The organism is Achromobacter sp. GbtcB20 (genome assembly GCF_019091095.1).
GTDB classification, from domain to species: domain Bacteria; phylum Pseudomonadota; class Gammaproteobacteria; order Burkholderiales; family Burkholderiaceae_B; genus Achromobacter; species Achromobacter mucicolens.
Genome location: NZ_JAGXJZ010000001.1, coordinates 80,412 through 100,403, shown reverse-complemented (window position 1 = coordinate 100,403; position 19,992 = coordinate 80,412). Strand labels below are relative to the sequence as shown.

Here is a 19,992-nt window from a genome sequence, read left to right as displayed (position 1 = left end):
GCGCGGCGCAGGCAAAAAAATGCCCGGCTCGCGCCGGGCATTCTGTTTGATGCAGCAGGCTTACTGCAAGGTGCGGGTGAAGACGAACTTGCCGTCCTGCCAGTCGACCGGCACCACGTCGCGCGGGCCGAACCTGCCTTCCAGGATCAGGCGCGCCACCGGGTTCTCGATCTGCTGCTGGATCGCGCGCTTCAAGGGGCGCGCGCCAAACACCGGATCGAAGCCGGAGCGGGCCAGTTCCGCCAGCGCCGGTTCGGTCACTTCCAGCCGCATTTCCTGCTTTTCCAGGCGTTCGCCAAGGCGGCGAAGCTGGATGCGGGCAATGGACTCGATGTGCTGCGCTTCCAGGCCATGGAACACCACCACTTCGTCGATGCGGTTCAGGAATTCCGGCCGCAGCGTCTGCTTCAGCTCGTCCCACACCACTTCCTTGACCACGTCGTACGGCTGGCCGGCCAGCGTCTGGATATGCTGCGAACCCAGGTTGGACGTCATCACGATGACGGTGTTGCGGAAGTCCACGGTGCGGCCCTGCCCGTCGGTCAGGCGGCCGTCGTCCAGCACTTGCAGCAGCACGTTGAACACATCCGGATGCGCCTTTTCGACTTCGTCCAGCAGCACCACGCTATAGGGCTTGCGCCGCACGGCCTCGGTCAGGTAGCCGCCCTCTTCGTAACCCACGTATCCCGGCGGCGCGCCGATCAGCCGCGCCACCGAATGCTTCTCCATGAACTCGCTCATGTCGATGCGGATCATGTGCTCTTCGGAGTCGAACAGGAACTCGGCCAGCGCACGGGTCAGTTCGGTCTTGCCGACGCCGGTCGGCCCCAGGAAGAGGAACGACCCATACGGACGCGCCGGATCGGCCAGCCCGGCACGGGAGCGGCGGATGGCATCGGACACCAGCCGCACGGCCTCGTCCTGGCCCACCACGCGCTTGTGCAGGAATTCTTCCATGTGCAGCAGCTTTTCGCGTTCGCCCTGCATCATCTTGGACACGGGAATGCCGGTGGCGCGCGAGACGACTTCGGCGATTTCCTCGGCGCCGACGCGGGTGCGCAAGAGGCGCGGACGGGTTTCGTCGCCTTCCGCGTTTTCAGCGGCCTCGGCGGCGCCTACCTCGGCGGCCTTCAGGCGCGCCTCAAGGTCCGGCAGCTTGCCATACTGCAGCTCAGCCAGCTTGTCGAACTGGCCCTTGCGCTGCAATTCCGCCATCTCGGCGCGGACGTTGTCGATCTCTTCCTTGATGGCCTGCGTGCCCTGCACGGCGGCCTTCTCGGCCTTCCAGATTTCCTCGAAGTCGTTGTATTCGCGCTGCAGCTTTTGCAGCTCGTCCTCGATGACGCCCAGGCGGCGCTTGGACGCGTCGTCCGTTTCCTTCTTGACGGCCTCGCGCTCGATCTTGAGCTGGATGATGCGGCGGTCCAGCTTGTCCATCACTTCCGGCTTGGAGTCGATCTCCATGCGGATGCGCGCGCCGGCCTCGTCGATGAGGTCGATGGCCTTGTCGGGCAGGAAGCGGTCGGTGATGTAGCGATGCGACAGCTCGGCGGCCGCCACGATCGCGGGGTCGGTGATCTCGACGCCGTGGTGGATTTCATAGCGTTCCTGCAGACCGCGCAGGATGGCGATGGTGGACTCCAAGTCGGGCTCGTCGACCAGCACCTTCTGGAAGCGCCGCTCCAGCGCCGCATCCTTTTCGATGTACTTGCGGTATTCGTCGAGCGTGGTCGCGCCAATGCAGTGCAGTTCGCCCCGCGCCAGCGCCGGCTTGAGCATGTTGCCCGCGTCCATCGCGCCTTCGGCCTTGCCCGCGCCCACCATGGTGTGCAGTTCGTCGATGAAGACGATGTTGCGGCCGTCGTCCTGGCCCAGCTCTTTCAGCACGGCCTTCAGGCGTTCTTCGAACTCGCCGCGGAACTTGGCGCCCGCCAGCAGCGCAGCCAGGTCCAGCGACAACACGCGCTTGCCGCGCAGGGTCTCGGGCACCTCGTCGTTGACGATGCGCTGCGCCAGGCCTTCGACGATGGCGGTCTTGCCGACGCCGGGTTCGCCGATCAGCACGGGGTTGTTCTTGGTGCGGCGCTGCAGGATCTGGATGGTGCGGCGGATTTCGTCGTCGCGGCCGATGACCGGGTCGAGCTTGCCCTGGCGGGCGCGCTCGGTCAGATCAAGCGTGTATTTGGACAGGGCTTCGCGGTTGGCCTCGCCTTCCGCGCCGGAGACGTTTTCGCCGCCGCGCACGGCGTCGATCGCGGCCTCCAGGGCCTTTTTCTGCAGGCCCGCCTCGCGCAGGATGCGGCCGGCCTCACCCTTGTCGTCGGCCAGCGCAAGCAGGAACAGTTCGCTGGCGATGTAGGTGTCGCCGCGGCGGGCGGCTTCCTTGTCGGTGCGCGTCAGCACGCCTTGCAGGTCGCGGCCCACCTGGACGTTGTCATCGCCCTGCACTTGCGGCAGGGACTTGAGCGCCGTCTCCAGGGCGGGGCCCAGACGGTTTACCGCAACGCCCGCCCGCGCCAGCAGGCTGCCGGCGCCGCTGTCGGAATCCGACAACAGGGCGGACAGCACGTGGACGGGTTCGATATAGGGGTGATCGTTGCGGGAGGCCAGACTTTGCGCGTCGGCCAGCGCTTGTTGGAACTTGGTCGTAAGTTTGTCGAATCGCATAATGGTCGTATTGGCTTGTGGGGAGCCTGACCGATACGTGCCGGCTGGCTCGATAACCTGAATATGTGGCCGGATGAGACAATTTCAACACCCGGCGCCCCTCATGGTCGTTTTCGACGTGCAGCAGCAAACTTATCGATGAGCATATACGTTTTTGTGTACGGAACCCTACGGGCAGGCGAAATCAACGACCTCGCCCGGGCCGCCGCACGGCGCGGCCTGCCCCCGGCCAGCCATGTCGGCGCCGCCAGCGTGCCCGGCATGCTGGTCGATTTTGGCGACTGGCCCGGACTCATCCCCGTGGACGACGGCAGGCGGGTCCGCGGCGACGTCTTCCGCGTCGGCACGGCGCTGCTCGCCCTGATGGACGAGATCGAGGAATACGAGCCCGGCAAGCCTTGCTGCTTCGTGCGCAGGACGGTCTGCGCCCGCCTTGAAGGCCCCGGCGAACCCCTATTGCTGCACTGCGAGTACTACCCGATCGATCCCGCGTGGCGGGCCACGGCGATCGATATCGCCGGGGACGACTGGATCGTCCACCGTGTTTCCCGGACAACGCCGGACGACCGGAAGGGCCCCTCGTAAGACGTCCGTAGTAACAACGGACTACAATAGACGCCTGTCTCGTGCTTCACACCCGTTCCGGCGCCCGCCGCGCAATGGGCACTCTAAAGGTCATCGTATGCAAAAACGGGTCCCCATTGCCCCTGATGCCGCCCACTGTTCCACGTGCATGCTGGGCCATGTCTGCGTCCCCGTGGGCATGGCAGCGGCTGAAGTCGAAAAGCTGGACGAGCTGGTGAAAGAACGCGTCCGCGTCGAAAAAGGCAAGACGCTCTACTCGCTGGATCATCCGCTGGACGCCGTATATGGCGTGCGCTTCGGCAGCCTCAAGACGCAACTTGAAGACGCCACCGGCCAGATCCAGATCACGGGCTTTCACCTGCCCGGCGAGATCGTCGGCATGGACGGCATGCTGGACGGCAAGCACGTGTCGGCCGCCGTGGCGCTCGAAGACTCCGAGGTCTGCGTCATCCGCCTGAACGAAGTCGATCGCGTGGCCTCGCACCTGCCCTCGCTGCAGCAGCAGTTCCGCCGCCTCATGAGCCGCGAAATCATGCGTTCGCACCAGATGCTCGCGTCGCTGGGCTCCATGCGTTCGGAACAGCGCCTGGCCGCTTTCCTCCTGAACCTGTCGCAGCGTTATGCCTCGCTGGGCTATTCCTCGACCGAGTTCGTGCTGCGCATGAGCCGCGAAGAAATCGGCAATTACCTGGGCCTGACGCTGGAAACGGTGAGCCGTCTGTTCTCGCGTTTTGCGCGCGACGGTCTCATCAAGATCAACCAGCGCGAAGTCCGCATCCTGGACCTGCCGGCGCTCAAGCAACTGCTGGGACACGAGAGCTGCTGAGCATTCGCCGCGCCATGCGCCGCGCGCCTGCCCTCCTGCCTGCCGCGCTGGCGGTGGCTGCCGTGCTGGCATTTGCCAGCGCGCATGCCCAGACGCCGCTGCCGGACCCTTACGATTACGACGAAGCCACGCCCGCGCCCAAGCGCGCGGCGCCGCTGCGCTGGCAAACCGTTGAACTGGGCCGGCCCGGCCACCGGTACAAAATGCCGGTCTACGCCAACCGCGACCTGACCAAGGACGACCTGCGCGGCATCAAGCAGGTGCTCATCGTCATCCACGGCGTCAAGCGCGACGCCGATCAATACTTTGAGACCGCCGCGGCGCTGGTCGCCGCCGACCCGGCGCGCGCCGGCGACACGCTGGTGCTCGCTCCCCGGTTTTCCGGCTCCATCGACTCCGGGTTTGCCGGCATGGCCGCCTGGCGCAAGGCCAGCTGGGAAGACGGCCAGGAAAGTGTCCAGGCCGCAGGCCGCCCCGCCCCCGTCGCCTCGTTCCAGGTCCTGGATGATTTGCTGCGCAGCCTGAACGACCGCAAACGGCTGCCGTCGCTGACCGGGCTGGTGCTGGCCGGCCATTCCGCCGGCGCGCAACTGGTGCACCGGTACGCGGTGCTGAACAATCTGGATGGCGCACTGCGCCGCGACGGCCTCACGCTGCGCTACGTGATTGCCAATCCGTCGTCCTACCTGTACCTGACCAACGAACGGCCCCGCGCCGACGGCAAAGGCTATGCGCCGTACGAGCGCGGCATCTGCCCGACCTACAACCAGTACAAGTACGGCACCGACAAGCTGCCCGCCTACGCCCGCGAAACCGACGACGCTACGCTCTTCGTGCGCTACGCCGCGCGCGATGTTGTGTACCTGCTGGGCGGCGCCGACAACAACCCCGAACACCGCCTGCTGGACAAGGCCTGCGGCGCCGAAGCCCAGGGCGCCACCCGGCTGGCGCGCGGCACGGGCTACGTCCAGTACGAACACGTGCTGGCCGCGCGCGGCGGCAAGCCCGTCACCCTGCGCCACACCGCCTTTGAAGTTGGCGGCGTCGGCCACGACGGCAAGCGCATGTTCGGGTCGATCTGTGGCGTTCGGGCGCTGCTGGGCAGCGACGCCCAGGCTAGCCGCACCGCCGCGGCCTGCGACATCATCCAGCCTCGCGCCAAATAACCGCTCCCCCCTAGGGAAATTCCGCAGCCTCCCGGCTTGACAGGCGTTCGTGGCCGGCCTAAACGTTAACCTTATGGTTAAGTTAAATGATGACGCCCTCGATGCCATCTTTTCCGCGCTGGCCGATGGCACGCGGCGCCGGGTGCTGGCCGACCTGGAAAACGGCACGGCCTCGGTCAGCACGCTGGCCCAGCCGCATGCCATGTCCCTGCCCGCTTTCATGAAACACCTGCGGGTGCTGGAAGACGCCGGACTCATCGCGCGTGCCAAGGACGGCCGGGTCGTGAGCTGCACGCTGTCGGCCAAACCCCTGGGCGACGCCGCCAACTGGCTGGCGCGCTACGAGAAGTTCTGGACGGGCCAACTGGATTCGCTGGCGCGATACCTGTATCACGAAGAGGAAATCCATCCATGGAAAACCGACTCTCCCCCATCGAGTTGCGGCTCCAGCGACGCTTTGACGCCCCCGTCGAACGTGTCTGGCGCGCCTGGACGGACCCGCAAGCGCTGATGCGCTGGTTTGGCCCGGCAGGCACGCAGCGCGTGCTGCTGGCCGAAACCGACGTGCGGGCGGGCGGCGCCTATCAAGTGGGCTTCGTCACCGCCGACGGCGCGGAGCACCACGCCAGCGGCCGCTATCAGGAAGTCGCGCCGCATCGCCGCCTGGTGTTCACCTGGGCGTGGCGCGACACCCCGCAGGAAGTCTCGTTGATCACCCTGGAATTCACGGCGGCGGGCGCCGGCACCGACCTTGCCTTCCTGCAGACGCCCTTCGTCGACGAAGCCACGCGCGACGGCCACGAAGACGGCTGGTCGGGCGCCCTGGACCGGCTGGCCAATCACCTGGCCGGCGCGGCCTGACGCTGAACCCGAGCCCGGGCCAACGCGCCCGGCACGAGGAGGAGACGTACGATGCAAACCGATCATCCCGTCGTATCCCGCAACGAATGGCATATAGCGCGCGAGGCGCTCTTGCGGCGCGAAAAGGAACTGACCCGCGCCACCGACGCCCTGGCGCGCGACCGCATGGCGTTGCCATGGGTGCAGGTCGACAAGTCCTACACATTTGAAGGCGCGCAGGGGCCGCAGCGCCTGCAGGACCTCTTTCACGGCAAGCGCCAGCTCATCGTCTATCACTTCATGTTCGGTCCGGACTGGGAGGAAGGCTGCGTGGGTTGCTCGTTCCTGGCCGACCACCTGGACAGCGCAATCATGCACTTGCGGCACCACGATGTCTGCGTTGTAGCCGTCTCTCGCGCGCCCCATGACCGGCTGGCCGCCTTCAAGGCGCGCATGGGCTGGGACTTTGACTGGTATTCGTCCGCGGGCGCCGACTTCAATTTCGACTTTGGGGCGTCGGTGCCACTGGCGGACGGCGCGGTCGAGGAACGGTCCGGCGCCAGCGCCTTCTTTCGCGACCCCGACGGCGAGATCTTCCACACCTACTCGGCCTTCGAACGCGGCGTGGAGCGGCTGGCGGGCGCTTACAACTACCTGGACATCGCGCCGCTGGGCCGCAATGAACAGGGACCGCATTTCAACCTGGGCGACTGGGTGCGCCACCATGACCGGTACGGCGATGCCGCGCGCCCTGGCTGCCACGGCCAGCGCTAAGCGCCCCTTGGCCGCCGGCATGGCTGGCTTGTGGCTGGCCTGCATGGCAGGCATGGCAGGCATGGGCATCGGGCTGGTGGTGGACACGTGGCGCACGCCCGCCGCCCTGCTTGCCAGCGAATGCGGTGCACCGGGCACACTGGCGCAACTGGCCTGGCGGCACGCGGCGCTGATGCCCGCCAGCCTGGCCGCGATGACACTGGCGGCCCTGCTGCCCTGGCCACGGCCTTCGCCGCTTGCCGAACGCCTGTTCTGCATGGCGCTCATGGTCTGCGGAATGGTGCTGGGCGCGCGCCTGGGCGTTCAAACGGCGCAGGCGCTGCAGATGGGGCCCTTCGCGGGAATGGTGTTGGGCATGACCGCCGGCATGGCCGCTGCGCTGCTGCCGGTGGCCGCGCTCAGCGCCTGGCGCCGGTAAGCGGACGGACCGCGGGCGGTTGCGCCTCGATTGGCGCCGCGCCTGGCGCCTGGATCTCCAGCGCGGACGTCGCCTGCGCCACGCACGGCAGGATCCAGCCCTCTTCTTTTTCGTCCCGCGACAGACCGGGCCATTCGATGCCATACACGACGGATCCCTCGACCAGCAGGCACATGCAGGCACGGCACGTGCCATTGCGGCACGAACTGGGCAGCTTGATGCCCGCCGCCTGCGCGGCCAGCAGCACGGACGTGCCGGCGGGCGCCTCAAAGCGCAGGCCTGCCGGCTGGACAAGAACGGGGTACGAGGACATGGGCGTTGGGACGGCAGCCGCCGTTCAGGCGGCGTTGTCCTGCCAGTCCAGCTTCCAGGCACCGGACAGCACGTTCTGCATCCACAGCACGCAGGTCAGGGTCTTGGCGTCCGTGACCTCGCCCTGGCTGCAGGCCGCGATCAGGTCTTCGGGGCGAGTGCTGATCACGTCCAGGAATTCATCCTGGTCGAGCTGGCGTTCCCCCGCCTGCAGGCCGCGCGCAAAGAAGATGTGAATGATCTCGGTGGAATAGGCGATCGCCAGATGCAAGGCGCCCGCATGGGCCCATTGGGCGGCCGTATAACCGGTTTCCTCTAGCAGTTCGCGCTTGGCGCACACCAGCGGATCCTCGCCCGGATCGAGCTTGCCCGCCGGAAACTCCGTCATCACGCGCCCGATGGGATAACGGAACTGGCGCTCCAGCAGCACCCGGCCGTCGTCCAGCAGCGGAATCACCACCACCGCACCCGGGTGCACCACGTACTCGCGGATGCCGGTGTGGCCGTTGGGCAGGCTGACGGTGTCGCGGCGGATCTTCAGGAAGCTGCCGTCGTATGGCGCCTCGCTCGCGAGCAGCGTTTCGACGAGATGGGTATCGGCGGGTCGGGTCATGAGGACGTCTGGATCATGGACAGGAAGGGGCGGATGGCCGTGCGAGGCACGCCTGGCAGCTTACCATCGCCCCGCCGGCCGCCGGTCAGCCGAACTTGCGCGCCGCGTCCAGCGCGAGGCCCGCCCCGATGCTGCCAAACAAATCGCCTTCCACGCTGCGCGCCTCGGGCACCAGCCGGGACACGCTTTCGCGCAGGCGCGGCACGCGGCTGGAGCCCCCGGTGAAGAACACGGTGTCCACGTCCGCCGTGGACACGCCCGCATCGCGCAGCAGCTGGCCCACGGTGGTCTCGACCTTGTCGATCAATCGCCCCACGCACGCGTCGAACGACGGGCGCGTCACCTCGACGCCCAGGTCCGGCGAGACACGCGACAGGTCGATACGCGTGGCGGGCGCATCCGACAGCGCGATCTTGGCTTCCTCGACCTGCACCGCCACCCAGTGGCCCGCACGCTCCTTGACCAGGTTCAGCAGCAGGTCGATCTTCTGGCGGTCGCCGGCCTCGGCGCGGATGTAGGCAAAGTGCTCGGCCGCCTTGCGCGTGTAGGCCTGGTTGATGGTGTGCCAGCAGGCCAGATTGCCGTACTGCGTCGACGGCACGTCCTTGCCGCTGCGCAGCTGGCTGCCCAGGCCCAGCAGCGGCATCACATGCGCCAGGCTCAATTGCTTGTCGAAATCGACCCCGCCGATATGCACACCGCCATAGGCCAGGATATCGTCGCGGCGGTCGGGCTTGGGTGCGCGGTCCGGTCCCAGCCGGATCAGCGAAAAGTCCGACGTACCGCCGCCAATGTCGATCACCAGCACCAGCTCTTCACGGCTGATCTGCGACTCGTAGTCAAACGCGGCCGCCAGCGGCTCGAACTGAAACTCGATGTCGGTAAAGCCCACGCTGCGCGCGATCTCTTCCAGCGTGTCCTGCGCCGTCTGGTCGGCGGCGGGATGGTCGTCCACGAAGAACACGGGACGGCCCAGCACGGCGCGGGTAAAGCCGCGCCCGGCGGCCGTTTCGGCGCGCGCCTTCAATTCGGCGATAAAGCGCGTCAACAGCACACGGAACGGAATGGAGCGGCCCTGCACTTCGGTCGAGCCGTCGATGAGCGAGCTGCCCAGCAGGCTCTTCATCGAGCGCATCAGGCGCCCGTCGTAGCCGGCCAGGTAGTCGGAGATGGCCGCCCGGCCATAGCTGACCTCGGCGTCCTCGTCATGAAAGAAGATGGCCGACGGCAAGGTGGTCTTGCCGTCTTCCAGCGACAGGAGCGCATGTTGGTCGGGACGGCTCCAGCCGACGGTGGAATTGGAGGTGCCGAAGTCGACGCCGCAGGCGGTGGAAATCATGGGAATTCAGGCGCTTAGAGCAAAACGGCGCACAAGTGTACCCGCTCTGGCTCCGGCCCTGGATTCCCACCCGCTTCTATTGCTGCTGGCGGCGCTGCTCCAGTTCGCGCAGGCACTGCTCCAGGCCGGCCTGCATCTGCGTGCGCGACGTGGCGGCACGGTCAGACACCGTACGGCAGCGCTGGAATTCGGCCTGGCTTTGCGGCGTATCGCGGATCACCACCGGCGGCGTCTCGGGCGTGACCGTCATGCGCAGCGTCGATGGCGGCGACAAGCTGCCCTGGCTGGACGGAAACTGCATTTCCTGCGTCGTGCCGGGCACGGCGTTCTGGGCTTGGGCGGCGCCCGCCGCGCACAGGGCAGCAAGCAGGAAGGCAGAGACGTGGTGTTTGTTCATGGAAACCTCTTCGATAAGTCAGCGCCCGGTCCGATGGCCGGCTGCGACCCTATCGTATTACGCGGCGTGGCGCCCGCGTCGTGCCAAGACGCTACACGGAAGCCGCCAGTTGTTTCCTCGCATTTCCGGTCAGCCCCGCTTGCCGGATTGCCCTCAAGATGGGCGCCGCGATTGGCGCAACGGATCCAGCAGCGACGACAGCCCGTTATGGTCCAGTTCGTGCATCAGCGCCAACAGGCGCCCCAGCTCTCCAGGCGGAAAACCCTTGCGCGCGAACCACGCCAGATAAGGCCCCGGCAGATCGGCAATCAGCCGCCCCTTGTATTTGCCGAAGGGCATGTCGCGCGTGACCAGCAGCGACAGCAGTGCCGGATCCATCACGTTCATCGCGGCCCGCCGCCGGCAAAGAGTTCGGCGGACGGCACCGCGGCGATCTTCACGCCAAAGCTCGAAATGTCCGGCAGCGTCGCGTTGTGGTGCGCCCGGATCTGCGCGCCATCCGCGTGCGGCTTGTCGTGCGTGGTGTGCGCATCGGCCGCCAGCGTCACGGGCAAGCCCAGCCCCGCCGCGCGCCGCACGGTGGTGTCCACGCAGAACTCCGTGGCGTAGCCGCACACGACCAGTTGCGTCACGCCCCGGTCCGCCAGCACCTGCGCCAGATCCGTGCGCAGAAACGAATCCGGCGTCGTCTTGCGGATGCGGATGTCTTGCGCGGAAGTCGCCAGGCGCGTGTCCAGATCCCATCCCGGCGCGCCATGCGCAAGGTCCGAGCCGGGGCTTTCATGCTGAACATAGATGACCGGCACGCCGACCGCGCGGGCGCGCTCGGCCAGCGCGTTGATGCGCGACAGCACCTGCGCGGCCTCGAAAGGCGGCGGCGAGGTTTCGAACAACGCGCGCTGCACGTCGATCACGATAAGGGCGGTATTCATGGAATGTCGTCAGGAGGCGGACTGAATCACGATGCGCGGCTCGCACCGTACCGGAAAATTCACGGAATTGGCAATGAAGCAGAAATGGTGCGCGCGCTCGTGCAGCGCTTGCGCCAACGCGGCGTCGCCGCCCGCCGCGATCGTGACCTGGGGTTTGAGCGTGACCGAGGCAAACGCGCCGCCGCGCCTCGGGTCTTCCACCATGACGCCTTCGGCCTCGTCCCGGTAGGCCTGCACGGTCACACCTTCGACCGCGCAAAAGTGCAGATACCAGAGCTTGTGGCAAGCCGACAACGAGGCCACCAGCATGTCCTCGGGATTCCAGCGCGCGGGGTCGCCGCGAAAGGCCGGGTCCGACGATCCCGGCACGTCGGGCTTGCCCTCGGCCTGGATCAGGTGGTCACGCGAATAAGCTGCGTAGCCGGCCGTGCCGACGCCGGTGTTGCCGGTCCATTCGACGGAAACTTTGTAATGGTGTTCGCCTTTCATGCCTGTCGCCCTATCGCTGCGCCGACAGCCCGATGCCGCCTCCCGCGCAAGGAACGCCGAGCTTAGCGCACGCCTGCTTGTCCCAGTTGGCCAAATTGGCGGCGTTGCGGTCTTACATCCCGTTTCAGCATCGGACAGTTACTGTCCGTATCGTGAAAACGCGTCTGGCCGTCCGTCAGGCCGTCACACAGGAGCTCGCCATGATGAAAACCACCCTGACCTGCACCCTGAGTCTTGCGCTGCTTGCGGGCTGCGCCCCGTCCAAGCCGATCACCGCCCGCTCCGTGCCGGTGGACAACCACACCGCCCGCAATTCCCTGGATTGGCCGGGCAGCTATGAGGGCGTCCTGCCCTGCGCCGATTGCCCCGGCATCCGCACGCGCCTGACGCTGATGAAGGACGGCCGCTACGAAAAGCTGACCCAGTACCTGGACCGCCAGCCCCAGCCCGAAGTCGTGTCGGGCACCTTCAGCTGGGAGTCCGACGGCAGCACGATCCGTCTGGACGCCGCGGGCGACAGCCAGCGTTACTTCGTCGGCGAGAACCAGGTAACGATGCTGTACCGCGACGGCACGCGTCCCACCGGCCCGCTCGCGGGTCATTACGTGCTGCGCCGCGCGCAATAAGGCATCGCGCCGCTGCGGGCTTTGGGGCTATCCTCTGGCATCGACCGCGCCCGGCGGCGCGTCCCCTCCCGCAAGGAAGCCATGAAGACCGATCACGAACTGCTGTCTGCCTTCGCCCCCACGGGCGTGCTGCGCGCGTCCATCAACCTGGGCAATCCCATTCTCGCCAACGCCGATCCCGCCACTGGCCAACCCGGCGGCGTGTCGGTGGACCTGGCGACCGAACTTGCGCGCCGGTTGGGCGTGACGCTGGAACTCGTCGTCTTCAAATCGGCGGGCGAATCCGTCAGTGCGGTGGCCGCCGAACAGGCCGACGTCGGCTTTTTCGCGATCGACCCGCTGCGCGGCGAGCAGATCGCCTTCACGGCGCCGTATGTCGTCATCGAAGGCGCGTACCTCGTCCGCCAGGACTCGCCGATTGCCGCCATGGAAGAAGTTGACCGTCCGGGCCAGCGCGTCGTCGTCGGCAAGGGCAGCGCCTACGACCTGTACCTGACGCGCGAACTCAAGCAGGCCGAGATCTTTCGCGCCCCCACCTCGCCCGCCGTCGTCGACACCTTCTTGAAGGAAAACATGGAAGTTGCCGCAGGCGTCAAACAGCAGCTCGAAGCCGACGCGCAACGCCTGGGCGGCTTGCGCCTTCTGGACGGCCATTTCATGCTGATCCGCCAGGCGATGGGCGTGCCCAAGCGCCGCGGCGACAAGGCCAGCGCCTACCTGTCGGCGTTCGTCGAAGCCATGAAGAAATCCGGCTTCGTCGCCGAGGCGCTGGCGCGCCACAAGATCCAGGGCGCCGCCGTGGCGCCGCTGGAACCGGCCGCGTAGCCCTGGACGTAGTCGTAGGCGCGGGAACGCCGCACGGCCGGGTGTCTTCAAACAGCGGCCCGACCGGCAGCGATCGAGCTAGTGGCTGATCATCCAGGGCCTTGCGCCCGCGAATGACTTGGCGCCATCGCCTGACGTGCGCGTCCGGCCCCGCGAACGCCCGCTGCTGCAGCACCCGCAGTTCATGCCGTGCCCCGCCCGCGTGCTGCGCGGCTCGTTGGCGCTGCGTTCATTGGCCGCGTGCGCCCGGTTCATCGCCGAGGACAGCGCAGACACCGCCGGTGCACCCGCCACGATGCGGCCTGACAGCACTCCGCACTGCGGGCATGCGGCCGGATCCCGCCACTGCGCCAAGGGCCGCAACACCGCAAACTCGCCGCAATCCGCGCAGGCATAGTCATACATCGGCATCGTCGTCTCCTACAGATCGCGCGACAGCGGCATGTCGACGTCGCCCTTGATGTGCTTGACCGGTCCGCTGGCCGACGGCTGGATGTCGAAATCGAAAATCTCCGTCGGCAACCAGAGCGTCGCGCACGAATTGGGAATGTCGACCACGCCGCTGATATGCCCCTGCACCGGCGCGCAACCCAGCAGCGAATAGGCCTGCGCCCCCGAATAGCCGAACTTCTGCAGGTATTCGATGGCGTTCAGGCACGCCTGCCGGTAGGCCACGTTCACGTCCAGGTAATGCTGCTTGCCGCCCTCGTCGACCGAAATGCCTTCAAAAATCAGAAAGTCCTTGTAGGCCGGCGTTATCGGGCTGGGCTTGAAGATCGGATTGCGGATCGCATACTTGTCCATGCCGCCCTTGATCAACGACACGCGCATGTGCACCCAGCCCGCCATTTCGATCGCGCCGCAGAACGTGATCTCGCCGTCGCCCTGCGAAAAATGCAGATCGCCCACCGACAAGCCGCCGCCCTTCACATACACAGGAAAAAACACCCGCGCCCCGCGCGACAGGTCCTTGATGTCGCAATTGCCGCCATGCTCGCGCGGTGGAACCGTGCGCGCCCCCTCGCCCGCCGCCCGATCTCGGTCCGGGCCCTGCAACGCGCCCATGTGCGCGGTCTTGGGCGCAGGCGGATTGGCCAACGGCGGCACGCGATTCGGATTGGTATCGATCAACGCCTGCTCACGCCGGTTCCATTCGTCCAGCAGCTTGCGGTCCGGCAGGCACCCGATCAGTCCCGGATGAATCAGACCCGCGAAGCTCACGCCCGGAATATGCCGCGACGACGTGAACATGCCGTGAAAATCCCAAATGGATTTCTGCGCATGCGGAAAATGATCCGTCAGAAACCCGCCGCCATTGTTGCGGCTGAAAAACCCATTGAACCCCCACAGGCTGTCGGGCTTGGCGCCGATATCCAGCAGGTCGACCACCAGCAGGTCCCCCGGCTCCGCGCCCTCCACGCCCACGGGCCCGGACAGAAAGTGCACGGTGGACAGATCCACATCCCGCACATCGTCGGCGCTGTCGTCGTTCTTGATCGCGCCGCCCGTCCAGTCGTAGGTTTCCAAAATGAAATCGTCCCCGGGCTTGACCCACACCGCCATCGGAATATCCGGATGCCAGCGGTTATGGATCTGCTTGTTGTCGTAGGGGGACTGTTCCAGATCGACACTGATAAGCGTGTTGGTCATTCTCTTTCATCTCCGTTGTAGAGCGTTGATAAAACAGAAGATTTGACCGCTGGCTGTCTAAAATGAAGCGGCAACTTAGGCTTCGTAAGCCATTGATCTGTAAAGGACGGTAGGACAGTTTTAGACAGCGGTAAACTGGCTTTTTGAACAGTTGCCGTATCCCACGGCAGGCTATTGGAAGCGCATAATCATGACGCCGAAGTACGCGGTTGATACCCAGGTATTCAATTGGATTCGGGATTTCGGGTTTGAGCTTTCCGCTTACCTACCCGCACAATTCTTCATTTCGGCCGTGCAAGCGGCGGAAGTGCAAGCGGCCAAAGACGCCGCACTCCTCAATCTCGTCGAGGTTTGGGTTGACGACACTCATCCCGCCGAAAGCTTCGTTTTTGGCGCGAAGGGACTGGGGTTTGGGCAGTGGAAGTGGTCAGACGGTGTGACATACGAACGAATACTGGAGGCATTGAACTCGGCCAATCGAAAGGCGAATAACGTCGAAGATGCCTTAATTGGAGAGCACGCGATCAAGAATGGGTTGATCCTTCTCACCGGGGACAAAATCCTAGCGGAGACGATGAGTAGCTTAGGTGCACAGGTCCGCTTTATTGAGCATCCATCCAAGAGTGAACGCGGAGCGACTCCATGTGCAGCCACTACCAGACCCTGAAAGACGCCGAGCTGCTGCTGAAGAAGTTCGGAGTGACCCGGCCGGGCATCCTGGGCAGGTAGGACATTTGGCCGCGCTACCAGGGCATCTTCGTCCGCCGCCCGCCCGAGCATGACGCCGGCGACGAGGCCGTGCCCAGCATCGAAGCCGTGACGGGCCGCTGGGGCATGATCTCAGAATCCACCCGAACGGACGCGCTGGCCGTCGCGGAAAAGCTGTCAACCTTCAACGCTCGCGACGACCGCGTCGCCAACGCCTTCACCTTCCGCAATGCCTGGCGTCGGGCTCAGCACTGCGTCATCCCGGCCGATGCGATCTTCCAACCAGACTGGCGTTCCGGCAAAGCAGTGGCCACCCGGTTCACCCGGGCAGACGGCGCGCCGCTGGGCATCGCCGGGCTTTGGGATCGCTACCGGGACGCCACCGGTCAGTGGCACAAGAGCTTCACGATGCTCAGCGGCTTTGCCACCTTGCCCAGACCCTGCAGCACCTTGAACCCACCGGACAGCGCCTGGAACGTGTCAACGATGTCCTGCGTGTTCTGCCGGATCGTCTCGATTGACGACGTGTTCCGAGCCGTGGCCTCCGCGCTGCTCGCCATGTCCTGCTCCATCTGCACGACTCGCGCGTGCAGCGACTTTATGAAGGCGTCCGACAGATGTTCCTCAGCCATGGAATTTCCTTTGAAGCGACATCATCCCGTCCCCTATAGACGTAAAAAAACCCGCCTGGGCGGGTAAAATTCGAGGTTATGCACTGGCGCGGCCCTGAAGCGCCGCGCTCGACCGCTCAGGCGGCAGTGAGGCTTCCCGATCAATTATTAGACGCACCAAAGCGTGCGGCGACACATCGTCCCAGAAAGAGAAATGATTAAAACCGAGCGCTTCCCAGGAGCTGACGGAATACGCGGGTTGGCTTGCGTCGTCGTTTTGCTCACGCATGCGTTCGCTATGTTCTTCATGACCACCGCGGGCCTTTACCTCGCTGGTACGGGAAAAATTGGCGTTTGGCTGTTCTTCGTCCTCAGCGCGTTCCTCCTGACTCACAAGTTTCAGACTTCCGGTTTTTCAGCTTCCGTACTGGCCTCGTATGCTCTCGGCCGGGTGCTGCGAATTCTGCCGCTGTTCGCCATCGCTGTTGGCGTGTACTTCGTGCTGGGCACGGCCGGCATAGATTCCGCGCGAGACGTGTGGCTCGCTCTGACGTTTCAGAAAGGCTACGCGCATCTCTGGACCATCCCCGTCGAGTTCACCTTCTACGCATGGCTCCCCCTTGTTGCAGCCCTGCTCATAGCGGCGCGCAAGCACAGCATCCGAACCGTGACGGGTGCCGCCGTCGCTCTGATAGCGATCCAGCAAGCGCTGTGGCCCCACTGGCGCACAGAAATCAACGCCATCGGGACACAGTGGTATCTGTCGAGCTTCACGATCGGCTGCTACCTTGCCACCATCATCAACGACGTGCGCGGCCGCATTTCCGATCGGACCTCGAATGTCATCTGCGCTCTGGTCACTGCAGGGTTGGTGATGGGAAGCCCCGGCGCACGCCACGCACTTTTCGGCGTTCCCTACGACACGGCGCTGGCTGACAAATTCGTATATATCAGCGCCGCCTGGGGATTGTTCATTGTCGCGACGATCGACCTTAAGGGCGTCTTCGGCCGCTTGGTCGATTCGGCGTTCATGCGCAAGATGGGCGCCTGGAGCTATTCCGTCTACCTGTTCCACTGGCTGGTGTTCATGCACCTGCAGACGAGATTCCAGGGCAGCCCGCTCGCCATGATCGCTGCCGTGGTCATCTCAATCTTCGTTGGTGCGGCTGCCTATCGTTACTTGGAAATGCCGCTTGAACGCTTCCGCCACCGACTGCAAGCGCGGTTCCTCGCCCGCGGCGAACAGCCCCAGGGAATCGGTGCCCTAAAGCGCACGCCGCGCGCGTAGCCCCTCGTGTAGCCGCCTGGAGTCAGGCAAGAATCTCCGCACCAGCCCGGAACAAGTCGTCGAGCTGCTCGCTCGTCCAACCCAACGCCTCGGCACCCGCATTCAACGCCGGGCTGGTGCGGGAAAACTCGGCAGCTGTTTCAAATGCGAGCCGATGCAGAGGATGGGTGTTCGGGTCAGCGGCCCACGCTTGCACGTCGTGCAGCAAACCCGCTTGCATTAACGCTGCCAATGCTTGGAAGCGAGAAATGATTCGCGGTGCGGTCGAAGCCGAAGGTGGATCAATCAAGACGGGTTGCCCATTCTCGTCCGCGGTTATCAACTTCCCGGACTCTTGTCCGGACAGAAGTTCGATGTACCTTTCTTCGCTGATCCCAACCGCATTTGCCGGGATGTCGGCGCCGTGGATGTCTTCTCGGTAGAACCCAACGGGACTCGCAGAAAAATAAATCATGTTCAATACCCCAAAGCAATCCAGCGAACCGTGCCGTTCTGTCCGACGCCGGAAGGGTTATGCAAGTAAATTTCGCACTGTGACTTGCTCACCGATCGGTAAGCAGTGCACATCGCGGCTGCATCCGTGTCCGTAACACCGGTAAAGTTCGCAGTGGGAAACGCGATGGGAAATGTCACGATCACAGATCCGTTGACCGCGTTGGCGTTGCCCCATTGCATAATCAAAGCGTTGATAAAACAGAAGGGTTGACCGCTGGCTGCTTACATGGAAGCGATAAGCGCACACCCGGGCTTCGTGAGCCAATGATCTGGAAACGACGGTAGGACAGTTTGAGACATCGGCAAGCTGACTTTTTGCACAGTCCACGACGCATGTGCCGCAAGTGGCTGGGGCAGCGGACCAGGAATGCCGATCAAGCAACAGTTATGATGCAAGCCAATCATCGCGCTACATCAAGGTTTTCCAGCATGGCCGTACCGCATCACCCGTTCCTCGCCACCGTTCTACTCATCACCGCGTGCGCCAGCGCACCCGCCTTTGCCGACGACGGCTGCATCGCGCGTGTCGACGCCGAACTGGCCCGCATCAAACAGGCGCAAGACGTGCAACGCACGCGCGAGGCCGCCAATAATCTGGAATTGAATCGGGAGCTTTGCCAAGGCCGGTTGGACCTCTTGGACGCGCGCTTTGCGCTCAGCGACGACTTTGAAGCATGCCGCCGCGACGGCGTGCAGTTTTCGGATCAGGTCACGCGCACGCTGACGGGCGCGTCCGACGATCTCACGGACATGAAGGCGTCGTGGATCCGGACCTGCGGCCTGCACATGAAGAATTGAACGCGGGCCTGCGGTTGCGGTCGTTCAAGCGCCGCAACCGCAGTCATCCGCTAGCGCACGTCAAGCCGCCTTCTTTTGGACGTCATGCGGAAAGAAAATGGCGCGGCTGGGATCAAAGCCATAAAGGTGCGCGTATTCCGTGGCGTCGGCCGCCAGCGCCAACACCGATTCCAGAATGAAATCCGCCTTCGCGTCCGACAGCAACGCACTGAAGTTCAAGCGCACAAAGCCGGGTTTTTCGATTTCCCGGCCATCCAGAATGGCCTGACGCATCTGCAAAGACTGCGCGTCATCGATTTCCAGCAGCCGATGCACATACGGACCCGCGCACGCACATCCGCCACGAGCCTGAATGCCAAAACGGTCGCTCAGCATCCGCGTCACCAACTGCTGATGCACGAACCCGCCCTTACCGTCGCGCACCCGGAAAGAAAAAATCGGCAGGCGATGCGCCGTCAGCGACCCCAGCAGTTCCAGGCGCTCGGCGCCCTTCCACGCCGCCAGCGCGCGCTGCACGAAATGCGCGTGGCGCTGCTGCATGAAATCCGCGCCCAATGCTTCCTTGACCAGCACCGCCAACGCGGCGCGGATGTCCCCCACCACGTTCGGCGTACCTGCTTCCTCACGCGACTCCAGGCTGCCGCTGTAGTCATGGCCCACGGGCGACACGAACTTCACTGTGCCGCCACCCGGCCACGTCGGCGTCGTATCCAGCACCGCATCGCGGCGCACGATCAGGACGCCCGAGGCACCCGGACCACCAATGAACTTGTGCGGCGAAAACACGATGGCGTCGATCTGCGCATCAGGCGCCGGCGACATGCGGATCGGCAGGTACGGCGCGCCGCCTGCATAGTCCCACAACATCTTCGCGCCGGCTGCCTTCACCCGCCGCGTGATGCCTTCGACGTCCGCGACGATACCCGTCACATTCGACGCCGCCGACAGCGCGCACACGACCAGCGCGCCCGCCGGCGCGTCCAGCGCTTGCGCCAGTTGCGCCAGATCCGGCCCGCCTTCGGGGCTTTCTTCCAGTTCGACGATGTCAGCGCCGCATTCGCGCCATGGCAGGATGTTTGAGTGATGCTCGTAGGGTCCGATAATGACCCGGGCCTTCCGGCCAGCCGCCACCGCCGCCTTCACGCCAAACAGATTCACCAGCCGGTTGATGCCCGCCGTTGCGCCCGAGCCCGAGAAAATCACCGCGTGTTCGTCGCCCGCCCCGCAACCGCGCCCAATAGCCGCACGCGCCTCGCGCCGCAGCCGCGTAATGAAGCCGCCGCAGAACGAGGCTTCTGTGTGCGAATTGGCGTAATACGGAAGCACCTGTTCCAGCACAAAGCGCTCGACCTGCATCAGCGCCCGGCCCGACGCCACGTAATCTGCATAGACAAGCGGCTTGGAGCCAAACGGTCCGTCAATGCAGGCGTCCTTTCCGATAAGCCCATCGGCGAGCGCGGCCGCAATATCGGAAGTCTTCAAGCTGTCTTGGAACTGCTGCAAAGGCGAAGCCGGGGCGCCTGCGGGCGCACCGGCGAGGGTCGTGTTCATGAGGCGATAGATCCGAAAAGTTCGGAAATATCATACGATGGATACCCAGATGAAACATCACCGTTTTTTTGCTGTTTTTTCG

General features: G+C 64.8%; 26 protein-coding genes. 13 read left to right on the top strand and 13 right to left on the bottom strand.

Going from position 1 to position 19,992, the window contains the following annotated elements; translation table 11 throughout:
• Positions 1-60: 60 nt before the first annotated feature.
• On the bottom strand, positions 61-2,667 hold the full coding sequence (gene clpB / locus KVT32_RS00475) for an ATP-dependent chaperone ClpB (protein WP_217617493.1): 2,607 nt from the start codon (positions 2,665-2,667) through the stop codon (positions 61-63).
• 138 nt (positions 2,668-2,805) lie between these two features.
• Between clpB and KVT32_RS00470 the strand changes: the two genes are divergently transcribed.
• The 7 genes from KVT32_RS00470 (at position 2,806) to KVT32_RS00440 (ending at position 7,276) form a co-directional block, all read left to right on the top strand.
• The gene (locus KVT32_RS00470; protein WP_152384840.1) at positions 2,806-3,252 is read left to right on the top strand and encodes a gamma-glutamylcyclotransferase; all 447 of its coding nucleotides are present in this window, start codon (positions 2,806-2,808) and stop codon (positions 3,250-3,252) included.
• 97 nt (positions 3,253-3,349) lie between these two features.
• The gene (gene fnr, locus KVT32_RS00465; protein ID WP_152384841.1) at positions 3,350-4,078 is read left to right on the top strand and encodes a fumarate/nitrate reduction transcriptional regulator Fnr; all 729 of its coding nucleotides are present in this window, start codon (positions 3,350-3,352) and stop codon (positions 4,076-4,078) included.
• A gap of 14 nt (positions 4,079-4,092) precedes the next feature.
• Positions 4,093-5,244: a hypothetical protein gene (locus tag KVT32_RS00460; RefSeq protein ID WP_152384842.1), complete on the top strand. Its 1,152-nt coding sequence runs from the start codon at positions 4,093-4,095 to the stop codon at positions 5,242-5,244.
• Positions 5,245-5,317: 73 nt separating this feature from the next.
• Positions 5,318-5,755, top strand: coding sequence for a metalloregulator ArsR/SmtB family transcription factor (locus KVT32_RS00455; RefSeq protein WP_152384843.1), 438 nt, complete (start codon positions 5,318-5,320; stop codon positions 5,753-5,755).
• Positions 5,656-6,105: an SRPBCC domain-containing protein gene (locus KVT32_RS00450; RefSeq protein ID WP_217617492.1), complete on the top strand. Its 450-nt coding sequence runs from the start codon at positions 5,656-5,658 to the stop codon at positions 6,103-6,105. Before KVT32_RS00455 ends, KVT32_RS00450 begins: the two co-directional genes overlap by 100 nt.
• A gap of 51 nt (positions 6,106-6,156) precedes the next feature.
• The gene (locus tag KVT32_RS00445; protein ID WP_217617491.1) at positions 6,157-6,858 is read left to right on the top strand and encodes a thioredoxin family protein; all 702 of its coding nucleotides are present in this window, start codon (positions 6,157-6,159) and stop codon (positions 6,856-6,858) included.
• On the top strand, positions 6,809-7,276 hold the full coding sequence (locus KVT32_RS00440; protein ID WP_227741255.1) for a hypothetical protein: 468 nt from the start codon (positions 6,809-6,811) through the stop codon (positions 7,274-7,276). The genes KVT32_RS00445 and KVT32_RS00440 overlap by 50 nt, the downstream gene beginning before the upstream one ends.
• On the opposite strand, the gene KVT32_RS00435 is transcribed toward KVT32_RS00440, so the two are convergent.
• The 7 genes from KVT32_RS00435 to KVT32_RS00405 all read right to left on the bottom strand — a co-directional run bounded on the left by KVT32_RS00435 (position 7,257) and on the right by KVT32_RS00405 (position 11,358).
• On the bottom strand, positions 7,257-7,589 hold the full coding sequence (locus KVT32_RS00435; protein ID WP_217617490.1) for a 2Fe-2S iron-sulfur cluster-binding protein: 333 nt from the start codon (positions 7,587-7,589) through the stop codon (positions 7,257-7,259). The two genes, KVT32_RS00440 and KVT32_RS00435, sit on opposite strands and share 20 nt — an antisense overlap.
• A 24-nt stretch (positions 7,590-7,613) precedes the next feature.
• Positions 7,614-8,201, bottom strand: coding sequence for an NUDIX domain-containing protein (locus KVT32_RS00430; protein ID WP_062840630.1), 588 nt, complete (start codon positions 8,199-8,201; stop codon positions 7,614-7,616).
• 85 nt (positions 8,202-8,286) lie between these two features.
• A complete protein-coding gene (locus tag KVT32_RS00425; RefSeq protein WP_152384847.1) occupies positions 8,287-9,540 on the bottom strand; it encodes an Hsp70 family protein in 1,254 nt (417 codons plus the stop codon).
• Positions 9,541-9,616: 76 nt separating this feature from the next.
• Positions 9,617-9,937, bottom strand: a complete 321-nt coding sequence (locus KVT32_RS00420) for a hypothetical protein (RefSeq protein ID WP_056324115.1) — start codon at positions 9,935-9,937, stop codon at positions 9,617-9,619.
• Between the two features lie 153 nt (positions 9,938-10,090).
• Positions 10,091-10,315 carry a DUF3820 family protein gene (locus KVT32_RS00415; RefSeq protein WP_056324642.1) on the bottom strand — a complete coding sequence of 75 codons (225 nt, stop codon included), beginning with the start codon at positions 10,313-10,315 and terminating at the stop codon, positions 10,091-10,093.
• A gap of 5 nt (positions 10,316-10,320) precedes the next feature.
• Complete coding sequence (locus KVT32_RS00410; RefSeq protein ID WP_217617489.1) at positions 10,321-10,869, bottom strand: cysteine hydrolase family protein; 549 nt, start codon at positions 10,867-10,869, stop codon at positions 10,321-10,323.
• A 9-nt stretch (positions 10,870-10,878) separates the two neighbouring features.
• Positions 10,879-11,358 (bottom strand): OsmC family protein, encoded by a 480-nt coding sequence (locus KVT32_RS00405; protein WP_217617488.1) that lies wholly within the window; start codon positions 11,356-11,358, stop codon positions 10,879-10,881.
• A gap of 200 nt (positions 11,359-11,558) precedes the next feature.
• Between KVT32_RS00405 and KVT32_RS00400 the strand changes: the two genes are divergently transcribed.
• Both KVT32_RS00400 and KVT32_RS00395 read left to right on the top strand, forming a co-directional pair.
• Positions 11,559-11,984, top strand: coding sequence for a copper resistance protein NlpE (locus KVT32_RS00400; RefSeq protein ID WP_056324109.1), 426 nt, complete (start codon positions 11,559-11,561; stop codon positions 11,982-11,984).
• Between the two features lie 81 nt (positions 11,985-12,065).
• Positions 12,066-12,809, top strand: a complete 744-nt coding sequence (locus KVT32_RS00395; protein ID WP_152384849.1) for an ABC transporter substrate-binding protein — start codon at positions 12,066-12,068, stop codon at positions 12,807-12,809.
• Between the two features lie 78 nt (positions 12,810-12,887).
• Here KVT32_RS00395 and KVT32_RS00390 read toward each other — a convergent pair whose 3' ends face one another.
• Both KVT32_RS00390 and fmdA read right to left on the bottom strand, forming a co-directional pair.
• Positions 12,888-13,220 carry a zinc ribbon domain-containing protein gene (locus tag KVT32_RS00390; protein ID WP_056324104.1) on the bottom strand — a complete coding sequence of 111 codons (333 nt, stop codon included), beginning with the start codon at positions 13,218-13,220 and terminating at the stop codon, positions 12,888-12,890.
• A gap of 9 nt (positions 13,221-13,229) precedes the next feature.
• On the bottom strand, positions 13,230-14,459 hold the full coding sequence (gene fmdA / locus KVT32_RS00385; RefSeq protein WP_217617487.1) for a formamidase: 1,230 nt from the start codon (positions 14,457-14,459) through the stop codon (positions 13,230-13,232).
• A 190-nt stretch (positions 14,460-14,649) separates the two neighbouring features.
• Here fmdA and KVT32_RS00380 point away from each other — a divergent pair, with 190 nt between their 5' ends.
• The 3 genes from KVT32_RS00380 to KVT32_RS00370 all read left to right on the top strand — a co-directional run bounded on the left by KVT32_RS00380 (position 14,650) and on the right by KVT32_RS00370 (position 17,066).
• Positions 14,650-15,126: a hypothetical protein gene (locus KVT32_RS00380; RefSeq protein ID WP_152384851.1), complete on the top strand. Its 477-nt coding sequence runs from the start codon at positions 14,650-14,652 to the stop codon at positions 15,124-15,126.
• Positions 15,127-15,191: 65 nt separating this feature from the next.
• Positions 15,192-15,866 (top strand): SOS response-associated peptidase family protein, encoded by a 675-nt coding sequence (locus KVT32_RS32035; protein ID WP_312541866.1) that lies wholly within the window; start codon positions 15,192-15,194, stop codon positions 15,864-15,866.
• Between the two features lie 126 nt (positions 15,867-15,992).
• The gene (locus KVT32_RS00370) at positions 15,993-17,066 is read left to right on the top strand and encodes an acyltransferase (protein WP_152384852.1); all 1,074 of its coding nucleotides are present in this window, start codon (positions 15,993-15,995) and stop codon (positions 17,064-17,066) included.
• 22 nt (positions 17,067-17,088) lie between these two features.
• On the opposite strand, the gene KVT32_RS00365 is transcribed toward KVT32_RS00370, so the two are convergent.
• Both KVT32_RS00365 and KVT32_RS32580 read right to left on the bottom strand, forming a co-directional pair.
• A complete protein-coding gene (locus KVT32_RS00365) occupies positions 17,089-17,520 on the bottom strand; it encodes a hypothetical protein (RefSeq protein WP_152384853.1) in 432 nt (143 codons plus the stop codon).
• Between the two features lie 2 nt (positions 17,521-17,522).
• Entirely contained in the window at positions 17,523-17,741 is a 219-nt protein-coding gene (locus tag KVT32_RS32580; RefSeq protein ID WP_371825556.1) for a hypothetical protein, read from the bottom strand.
• Between the two features lie 249 nt (positions 17,742-17,990).
• Between KVT32_RS32580 and KVT32_RS00360 the strand changes: the two genes are divergently transcribed.
• Positions 17,991-18,359, top strand: coding sequence for a hypothetical protein (locus KVT32_RS00360; protein ID WP_152384854.1), 369 nt, complete (start codon positions 17,991-17,993; stop codon positions 18,357-18,359).
• A gap of 60 nt (positions 18,360-18,419) precedes the next feature.
• On the opposite strand, the gene KVT32_RS00355 is transcribed toward KVT32_RS00360, so the two are convergent.
• Positions 18,420-19,910 (bottom strand): aminotransferase class V-fold PLP-dependent enzyme, encoded by a 1,491-nt coding sequence (locus tag KVT32_RS00355; protein WP_217617486.1) that lies wholly within the window; start codon positions 19,908-19,910, stop codon positions 18,420-18,422.
• Positions 19,911-19,992: the final 82 nt, after the last annotated feature.